The 8,716-nt window shown below is 67.5% G+C and carries 9 protein-coding genes; all 9 read right to left on the bottom strand.

Annotation, left to right across the window (positions count from 1 at the left end; genetic code table 11):
• Window positions 1-412: 412 nt before the first annotated feature.
• Window positions 413-1,177, bottom strand: a complete 765-nt coding sequence (gene recO, locus VF647_22940; protein ID HEX8454952.1) for a DNA repair protein RecO — start codon at window positions 1,175-1,177, stop codon at window positions 413-415.
• Between the two features lie 4 nt (window positions 1,178-1,181).
• Window positions 1,182-2,195, bottom strand: coding sequence for a hypothetical protein (locus VF647_22935; protein ID HEX8454951.1), 1,014 nt, complete (start codon window positions 2,193-2,195; stop codon window positions 1,182-1,184).
• Window positions 2,192-2,725 (bottom strand): bifunctional nuclease family protein, encoded by a 534-nt coding sequence (locus tag VF647_22930; GenBank protein ID HEX8454950.1) that lies wholly within the window; start codon window positions 2,723-2,725, stop codon window positions 2,192-2,194. Before VF647_22930 ends, VF647_22935 begins: the two co-directional genes overlap by 4 nt.
• A 97-nt stretch (window positions 2,726-2,822) precedes the next feature.
• Window positions 2,823-3,998 (bottom strand): methionine adenosyltransferase, encoded by a 1,176-nt coding sequence (gene metK / locus VF647_22925; GenBank protein ID HEX8454949.1) that lies wholly within the window; start codon window positions 3,996-3,998, stop codon window positions 2,823-2,825.
• Between the two features lie 434 nt (window positions 3,999-4,432).
• A complete protein-coding gene (locus VF647_22920; GenBank protein ID HEX8454948.1) occupies window positions 4,433-5,005 on the bottom strand; it encodes a hypothetical protein in 573 nt (190 codons plus the stop codon).
• A gap of 75 nt (window positions 5,006-5,080) precedes the next feature.
• Entirely contained in the window at window positions 5,081-5,491 is a 411-nt protein-coding gene (locus VF647_22915) for a hypothetical protein (GenBank protein HEX8454947.1), read from the bottom strand.
• 160 nt (window positions 5,492-5,651) lie between these two features.
• Window positions 5,652-6,329: a hypothetical protein gene (locus VF647_22910; protein ID HEX8454946.1), complete on the bottom strand. Its 678-nt coding sequence runs from the start codon at window positions 6,327-6,329 to the stop codon at window positions 5,652-5,654.
• A gap of 162 nt (window positions 6,330-6,491) precedes the next feature.
• Window positions 6,492-6,665 (bottom strand): hypothetical protein, encoded by a 174-nt coding sequence (locus VF647_22905; GenBank protein HEX8454945.1) that lies wholly within the window; start codon window positions 6,663-6,665, stop codon window positions 6,492-6,494.
• 888 nt (window positions 6,666-7,553) lie between these two features.
• Entirely contained in the window at window positions 7,554-8,513 is a 960-nt protein-coding gene (locus VF647_22900; GenBank protein ID HEX8454944.1) for a hypothetical protein, read from the bottom strand.
• Between the last annotated feature and the right edge of the window lie 203 nt (window positions 8,514-8,716).

The following is an 8,716-nucleotide window of genomic DNA, read 5'->3' as shown; positions in this document are numbered from 1 at the left end:
GGGGGAGGGGGAGCGGGCCCCCTCCCCCGCTCGTTCCTCGCGGCCCCTCCCCCAAAACAACCTGGGGGAGGGGCGTGCGTCGCATTGATCCCCGCGCGGTGCACGGATGCCGTAGGGGCGCGATTTATCGCGCCCGTGCCCGCCGCCGCTCTGTGGCCCGCGCGCGGCACCGAACCTGGTAGGGGCCGCCCCACGTGGCTGCCCGTGCCCGCCCTCGCTCCGCCGCCCGCCCCGCGCACCGAAACCCGTAGGGGCAGACCTGCGTGTCTGCCTCCCCTGCCGTACATCGGGCTGCTGGTCTCACGAAACGCTTAGACACAGAGACACCCTCTCTCTGCGCCTCCGCGTCTCCGCGTGAACCCCCTTTCTTTTCTCCTTTCCGTACCCTCTGTGTCTTTGTGTGAGGCGCTGTTCAGCCGGGCTCGTCCGCGGGCGGCGCGTGCTCCAGGAAGAGCTCGAGGGAGCGGAAGGGGCGGTCGTGCGCGAGTTGGGCTTCGAGGAAGGCGCGGAGGAGCGCGCGGTGGGCGCCGGGGCTCGCGAGCGCGGCGGAGGGGACGTGGCCGCGCGACATGCGGGCGACATCGGCGCGCGTGGCGGGGTCCAGGATGCGGCCCACGGGACGGCAGCGGGTGCACGCCACGCCCCCCGCGCCCGCATCGAAGCGCACGGGCTCGTCGTGAGGAACGGGGCGGCCGCACACCACGCAGGCGTCGGTCTGCGGCTCGAAGCCGAGGAGGGAGACCAGCGTCCAGGCTCCGGTGAGGACGATGCGCTCCGCCTCCGCCGGGGTGCTCGCCGCGGCGGCGATGTCGTCCCACGAGGTCGCGAGGGCGGAGTAGACGTCGGGGTGCGGGTCCTCGGTGCCCGCGCGTAGGACGAGCTCGGCGAGGAGGGAGGCGCCGGCGAAGGCAGGCAGCGAGCGGCCCAGCGCCTGGCGGGAGCGCACCAGGTCCCATCCGCCCAGCGTGTGAAGGTCGCGGCCGGGGCGCAGGTAGAAGCTGGCGGTCCCCTCGGTGAAGGGCTCCAGCAGACCGCCGAACCGGCTCTTGGGGCGCAGCGCGCCCTTGGCGATTACCGAGCGCAGGCCGAATTCGCTGGTGTAAAGCCGCAGGACCTTGCTCGTCTCGCTGTAGGGGAAGGTCTGGAGCACCAGCGCCCCCGTGCTGACGAGCGCCACCGGGTCACGCCTCGCGCCCGCGGCGCACCGCCAGCCACGCGCCCACCGCCAGCACCGCCCCCGCCGCCGCGAGGGCTGCCCAGCGCGGGTCCACGGGTGCCGGCGCGGGGCCGCGCCAATCGAGGCCCACCGCGCTTCCCGCCCGCAGCCCGGCGCCGGAGAACTGCAGGAACTGCTCGCCATCGGCCGTGAAGGGCCTGGGCGCGGCGAGCCCCGCGACCAGGACCTCGGGGGCGGGCTGTTTGACGTACAGGTTCAGCGAGTCCGTGGCATGCTCCACCGGGATGCTCGCCTCGCGTGGGCTGGGGGCGAGCCGGTAACGGAAGATGACGTCGCGCTCGCCGGGCACCAGCGGCGCGTTGATCCACACGCGGTCGCCCACGCGCACCACGTCGCCGGGAAGCTGCTGTCCGCCCGCGCCGGGTGACGCCTCGCCGGGAGCCCCGTCGCCGGCCTCGAAGGCGGTGCTCCCCTTGGGGATGGCGATGCCGAAGAGGGGGCGCGTGGCATCGGGAACCAGCGTGCGGCGGGCGCGGTTCTCCACCCGCACGAGCTCCGCCACCTCCCATCCGCCCTCGCTCCCCGAGATCAGCACCACGTCGCGCCGCGTGACGCGCACTGAGTCGGCGGCGGCGGGCGAGCTGGTGGTGTCGTACACCTGGATCTCGTAGTTGCGGTCCCCCGCCCCGCCGTGCACCACCGGCCCGAAGTAGCGCACCCCGTTCGCGATCGCCGTGGCGAAGAAAACGGTGAACCCCGCCGAGTCCTGCACCGGCGGCAGCGGGATCGAGAACGCGCCGCCCGGGCCCGAGGTCACCTTCCCGACGGGGCCGCGCGTGTTGCGGGTGACGCGGTGCAGCTCCACCACGAGCCCCGGCTCCGGGGTCCCCGCGCGGGTCACGCGCCCGGCGATCACCTGCGCGTCGGCGGGCAGAGCGCAGGCGAAAAGCGCCAAAACGACAGCGAGGCGGCCGGCCTTGCGGCGCGCCGCCCCGCGGATGCGGTCGGAAAGGATCACGGGTTGAAGCGTCCCAGGTCTTCGGGGTTGAGCTTGCGCAGGTACTCCTTGAGCTCGTCCGGCGGAAGCTTCGGCGCGGGTGGCGCCATCGGATCCGGATCGTCGCCGTCCTCCGGCGGCACGCCCTCGACGACCGTGATGGTCGGCGACCCATCGAGCAGCTCATCGCCCGCGAACAGCTCCGCCCCCGTCCGCAGCGCGATGGCGATGGAGTCGGAGGGCCGAGCATCGACCGTGAACACCTCGTCGCCGCGCTGGATCACGAGCTCGGCGTAGTAGGTGTTCTCCTCCACGCGCGTGATCAGCACCCTCGTCAGCCGCGCGCCGAGCCCGGTGATGATGGAGGGGAAGAGGTCGTGCGTGAGCGGGCGCGAGAACTTCATCCCCGCCAACTCCATGGCGATGGCGCTCGCCTCCGCCGGCCCGATCCAGATGGGCAGCACGCGCTCCCCCTCCGCCTCCTGCAGGAGCACGACGGGCGCTTTGTTGGCCTGGTCGAGGCCGAGGGATTGGACGCGGAGCTTGATCATGAATACCGATAGTGCGTGAGTGCGTCAGTGCGTGAGTGCGTCGGGTGCGCTCCGATCCAAAGCGCACTTACGCACTAACGCACTCACGCACTTCTTTTCATCCGTTCGCCGCCGTGCGCAGATCCTCCACCCGATCCGTCCGCTCCCACGGGAAGAGCGTCACCGGCGTGCCGTTGCCGGCCTGCACCGAGGGGCGCCCGAAGTGGCCGTAGGCGGCGGTGGGGCGGTAGATGGCGCTGCGCAGGCCCAGCGACTCGATGATCCCCTTGGGGGTGAAGTCGAACACCTCCTGGAGCGCCTTCTCGATCGCCTCTTCGTCGACGGTGCCGGTGCCAAAGGTGTCCACGCGCACCGAGACCGGCTGCGCCACGCCGATGGCGTAGGCGAGCTGGATCTCGCAGCGGCGCGCCAGGCCGGCGGCAACCACGTGCTTGGCGGCGTAGCGCGCGGCGTACGCGGCCGAGCGGTCCACCTTGGTGGGGTCCTTGCCGCTGAACGCGCCGCCGCCGTGCCGGCCCATCCCGCCGTAGGTGTCCACGATGATCTTGCGGCCCGTGAGCCCCGCGTCGCCGTGCGGCCCGCCGATCACGAAGCGGCCGGTCGGGTTGATGTGGATCGTGCAGCGCTCCGGGTCGAAGAGATCGGTGGGAAGCATGGGGGTGATCACGTGCTCGATCACCGAGGCGCGGATCTCCTCGTTGCTCGCCTCAGGGTCGTGCTGCGTGCTCACCACGACCGTGTCGACGTGCACCGGCCGCCCGTCCTCGTACGCCACCGAGACCTGCGTCTTACCGTCGGGACGCAGCCACATCAGCTTCCCGTTCTTCCGCACCTCCGCCAGCCGCTCGGCCAGGCGGTGGGCGAGGAGGATGGGCGTGGGCATCAGCGCGTCGTTCTCGTCCGTCGCGTAGCCGAACATCATCCCCTGGTCGCCCGCGCCGCCGGTGTCCACCCCCTGCGCGATGTCCGGCGACTGGCGGTCGATCGTCGTCATCACCGCGCAGGTGTGCGCGTCGATCCCGTAGTTCGCGTCCGTGTAGCCGATCCCCTTCAGCGTGCCACGGACGATCCCCGGGATGTCCACGTACGTGTCGGTCGTGATCTCGCCCGCCACCACGGCCACGCCGGTGGTGACGAGCGTCTCGCAGGCCACGCGGCCGTTGGGATCCTTTTCCAGGATGGCGTCGAGCACCGCGTCCGAGATCTGGTCCGCGATCTTGTCCGGATGCCCTTCGGTGACGGACTCCGATGTGAAAAGCTGGCGATGGGCCACGATGGTTGCGCTGCTGTAGTGTGGAGCGTAGCCGGGGAGCCCCCGGGAAACGCGGGAAGATACCCCCTCCGGCCGGAGGCGACAAGCTCCGGCGCACGGCGCACTTGGAACGGGAGGGCCTCACACACAGACACAGAGGAAACGGAGAGAACAACAAGAACAGCGGCTCACGCGGAGGCGCGGAGACGCGGATGAGAGAGGACGGGTGCTGCGCAGATCATTCGTAGAGGGGAAGGCAACAATTCCACGATTGGGAATCAGGAGAATCTCAGCTGAGGTTAACGCTGAGGGTCATGCGCGGAAGCCTTTCGCCCGCGAGGCCGCGCATCCCACGCAGCCGATCGTTAGTGGCGTGTGCGAGCGAGAACCGTGCTGCGGCTGACCGCGTGTTAAACGTTAGATGGCTTGGCGGCGGCGGAGGTGATTTCTCCCGCTCAGGATGATTCCGCCTGCTGTACCGAGCTCATCGGGATGAATCGAAGCCAGCGCCCGATACGACTATTAGCCGCAGCCTGACGCTTTGGGTCGGCGCTTAAGTCGTCCGAGAAGCGCATCAGACCCTCAGCAAACGCGCCCACCATTGCAGTGAAGTACACAACCGTGGCTCGACTACCGACTGCCTGGCGGTGAGCGTCAAGTTTCGGAATAGAGTGAGGAGAGGTGGCGTACCAAAGTTCGCGGGCTCGTCCCTCGCGGCTCATTTTCGATTCGGCGGTACTCGAATGCACCATACTGCAACGGGCCGCGTAGAGATCTTCCGACGAGCAGCCCAGGCTCGATTGTGGATCCATGTATTGGTCTGCCCAATTGCAGAAGGCGGAGCGCGTTACATCCCCCGACGGAAGACTCGCCCACGCGACCGCGTCGATTGCTGAGTACAGCAGTATGAGAGCTTGGGTGTAGTGATTGGCGCGGATCAATGTCGTAAGTGCCTCAAGTGTCTGCATGCCGAATTCGTCGACCTCTCCCATATTCAACCAGAGCTGAGGAAATCCCTTGACTAGCATTTGTATCTCAATGCGCCAGGACCACAAGGTCAGAGTCCGGGCTCGGCGCGCAAGTCTGTCGGCCGTGAGGTGATTTCAGCAGCTCGTGCGAGAGCGGACGTGGGCCGCCAGCTCGCCTCGCGCACGAAGCTGAACGAGCTCGTCCATGAACGGCCGGCGTGCATCTGGATGCGCCCGCAAGATCGATTCGTACGTCCGGAGCGCGCCCTCCACGCCGGCTACGTGGACAGCCGCCCGGTCGCGGGCAATCCCCGGATTCTCGATGATGAACGCGCCACTGGAGAGGACCTGCTGCACGAAGATCTCAGGGCCATAGTTCTGGCGGGAACTCGCGAGCGGGTCGAGCACGCCGCTGCAAACCGTGATCGTGATGTCAGGCGCCTCCTCGAAGTAGCGCATGAGACGCTGACGAAGCTGTAGGGCACCCGCCTGCAGTGGATCGGCTTCCAGGCTGCGCACCTGTTCCACGATGCGCGATTTCTGCATGCCCGCACTCGCGGGTGAAGCGGGCGTCGTACTCGCCCTTTCCTGCCCGCCACTCGCGCACCCAGCGAGCACCAAGCTCACCACAAGCATTAGAATTATCCGCATCCGTCCGTCCTGGAATGAGGTGGTCACAACACACAGCGCGATCCGTTGACTCGGTTCAATCCGGCTTTCGCAATCCCAGGTGCCTAGAGCGAGGGTCCTCTAGGAGAGCCTCCGCCCCTCGTGGGATGTTCTGGTTGTCAGGGAGAAGTCCGCCGAGCGTCGGGTCTGGCCGCTGAGACTCATGCCCCTCTGAAATCATCTTAGCGACTTCCCGATTGAAGTGCTCGGGGTCGAGAATCTGCTGAATCGCGGAAACAAACTCTCGCTTCATCGCGATGAGCGCGTACCGGCGATCCGTAAAGCTTCCTGTTTGGCCGGTCGACAGTACGCGCTCTGCAGCGACGAGCGGATCGAGAGCTGAATGCCTGTAACCACGGTATGCGGCTGGCTTGTCGGTCCCATACTCATCTCGGCGGATGTTAGGCAGGAAGAATCGCCCCCGATCGATGAGCGATGAAACGCGGAAGCGGCAGATGAAGAGTCGCTCTGTAGCTGCGCCTTCGGACTTGTCCTCGCAGCAGTAGGTTGCCTCACTCAATACATCAATTGCCTCCGCCGCCCATTCGGTAAGGTCGCGCCGCCACTCCGCTGCCGTGCTGAATGCCGAGTGGCGCCTTTGAGCGGTCGCGAGCGCGTCAGCACGACGCCCGAGGATTAACGCAACGACCACGCTCGCGACCGCGGCAACTGCGCTCCCAATCGCCGCAAGCAGGTTGATTAGTGTCGCATTCATGTGCCAACGAAAGAACGGGGGCCCGGCTTAACTACACCGGAACCAAAGGGTCCTACCTCGGTCGGTAAGACCTTCTTCCGCCGAAAGCACGGTCGGCTCAGCATCCGCTGTAGCCGATTCTAGATAATCATGCTCAGGCGGCTGTCGCTAACCAGGCGTAAACTAGGTGCGAGTGCCTTTTGCCCCTCCCAACTTGCTGCTCTTCGTCGCGCCCTTGGCACCCGCGCGCTGAGCCCGGGCGGCGAAAGTGCCGGACTGAACCTTCCCTCCCCCGCGCTTTGCCTCGGCACTCTGAATGCGCGCGGCATCTTTTGGGGTCATCTTCTTCTCCGCCATCTCAAACTCTCCGTGTTAGGATGCACGTCAGCCTCGATCCAGCCAATCTTTCTGGCGCTTCGACACGGACGCGCATGTGTTGTGCCGGGAATTCCGAATAGGCTCCCCGCGAAACGGCTCAGCGATGAAGCACACGGGAGCCGCGAGAGGGGGATTCACCTGCGGCTGCCGAGCTTGCCTGAGGCATAGGCTCAGTCGCGTATGGCTGCTTGTAGAGTGCTTGGCCGCACGTCTCCTGCAGCAAATTTTGGCGGCCATGTCCAGCGAACCCTCCCGTCAGCGCACGTGGCGATCCGGCCGTCTGAGTGTTCAACAGCGGCAGCTAGGAGGACACCAGCCACCGCGGCTCAGCCCCGCGGGGTATCCAGGCGACTGAGGACGTCTCCAGTCGTACCTGCTTGGGCTTGTGGATCGGCGAGTCGATCCCCTCCACGATACCGCCGTGGAAAGCGGACAGCTGCAGAACCCGGAACGTGGCTGGCGCTACACGCGCTTCTCCCCGCACGGTGTCGATGATCACGAGGCTCTGGTTACGGTCGATCCGCCAGCGTGGCACGGCGAGAAAGCGAGAGTCCTCCGACCAGACCATCGATGGATTGCAGCCCTCGAGCTGGATTCCTGTCGAGAGCACCAGCCGCCCCCAGGTCGGCGCCCCTGGGAGAACTCATGACTGTCATCGAACCTTGCGGTCTTTGCACCGTCTGGGCTCTCGAGCACCGCGCGGTCTGCCCACGGGGAGATTTCCATGCGCTCCAATGTCCGAAGCCCTCTCGGGCTGGTTCATACTCGCCGAATATGTCGGCTGCAACGCGTGGACTGGGGGCGAGGAATGCATACTGCCTGCCCCGACGATACAGAGAACCTGTTTTAAGGCTTTCTCTCTGGTCCTCAGTGGCACCCCTGCTCCACGCCCCAGCCGGTCTCCACAGGGCGGAACCGCCAGACGCGTCCGTTCCACGTGACCAGCCCGTTCTGCAGCACCAGCTCGTCGACGCCGTCGCCGTCCGCGTCGGTGGTGCCGACCATCCGCTCGGCACCGGGCAGGTTGGCCAGTACGGTTCCGCTGTCCGAGACGATCTGGCGGGAGTACAGGCTCTTCTCGGGCACGGCTCCCGCCGGGTCGTCGATCACCTCCAGGTCGAACGTCGCGTAGTGCAGCACCGTCCCGTTGGGACCGCGGAACTGAAGGATGCGTCGCTGCGAGTGCTGCGCGGCGGCGCGGAGCTGTTCCGGAGTTGCCCTGCCGCGGGTCCGCTCGAGCCACACGGCGTGCGCCCGCTGCCACTCCGGCTGGTAGGCGTGTACGAGCGAAAGGGGCGACGCCTCCACCCGGCGCGTACCCGCGGCCCGCCGCAGCGCCACCCCCTCGGTACCTCTGAGCAGGCGCCGAAGCTCGGCGATGGTGGTGTCCGGCGCCCCCAGCAGGTACGTCCACCCGGTCCGCACGCACACACCACCGATGAAGGTCTGGCGCGCGGGCACCCGGGCGAGCACCGGAATCCGCATCGCCCTTCCGCCCACGAACGCCGTCACCGTGTCGCCCGCGGCAGCCATGGGCGCAACCACGCCACGCCCGCGGCGGAGCGGCTGAACCCCGAGGAGCTCCGTCCGCCCCGCGCCTCGGCCGTTCTGCAGCCAGACGCGCATCATGGTCAGCCCGCCCGCCGCGCCAGTCGTTCGTGGCTCCGCGATCGGGCGGGCGGGAATGAACGAGCTCGCAGCAAGTGCTTCACGCAGCCGCTGGTCGGGAGCGGAAGGCTGCCCGGCCGCGTCTGGCGCAGTCGCGAGCGACAAAAGGGCGCAGAGGCCGAACGATGCGCTGCGCAGCCGGGCGTTGCGGCGTTCCATGGTTCGGGGAGTCATCGAGGGACAAGTCTCTTCGGGAGGAGAGTGCGTTGGGCGGCTCAGCAGAGTGCGGAGATCATCCTCCAGCCCAACACTGATCGCCGCCGAACGACACAAGGGTCAGGAGTTTGAGGCGATGCCGCAAGACTTTCGTCCGCTCCCGAGCACGCCCGGCCAAAGTCCCACGCCCACCACGACGCAACCAT

It is taken from the genome of Longimicrobium sp. (assembly GCA_036387335.1).
Lineage (GTDB): Bacteria > Gemmatimonadota > Gemmatimonadetes > Longimicrobiales > Longimicrobiaceae > Longimicrobium.
Note: the sequence above shows the minus strand (reverse complement) of the source record. Positions and strands in the feature narration are given on the sequence as shown.

What these genes read in the sequence shown, in the direction of transcription:
- VF647_22930 (HEX8454950.1), bottom strand. Translation starts at nt 2,725, where the DNA reads ATGATCAAGCTCCGCGTCCAATCCCTCGGCCTCGACCAGGCCAACAAA.
- VF647_22920 (HEX8454948.1), bottom strand. Translation starts at nt 5,005, where the DNA reads ATGCTAGTCAAGGGATTTCCTCAGCTCTGGTTGAATATGGGAGAGGTC.
- VF647_22915 (HEX8454947.1), bottom strand. Translation starts at nt 5,491, where the DNA reads ATGCAGAAATCGCGCATCGTGGAACAGGTGCGCAGCCTGGAAGCCGAT.
- VF647_22910 (HEX8454946.1), bottom strand. Translation starts at nt 6,329, where the DNA reads ATGAATGCGACACTAATCAACCTGCTTGCGGCGATTGGGAGCGCAGTT.
- VF647_22905 (HEX8454945.1), bottom strand. Translation starts at nt 6,665, where the DNA reads ATGGCGGAGAAGAAGATGACCCCAAAAGATGCCGCGCGCATTCAGAGT.
- VF647_22900 (HEX8454944.1), bottom strand. Translation starts at nt 8,513, where the DNA reads ATGGAACGCCGCAACGCCCGGCTGCGCAGCGCATCGTTCGGCCTCTGC.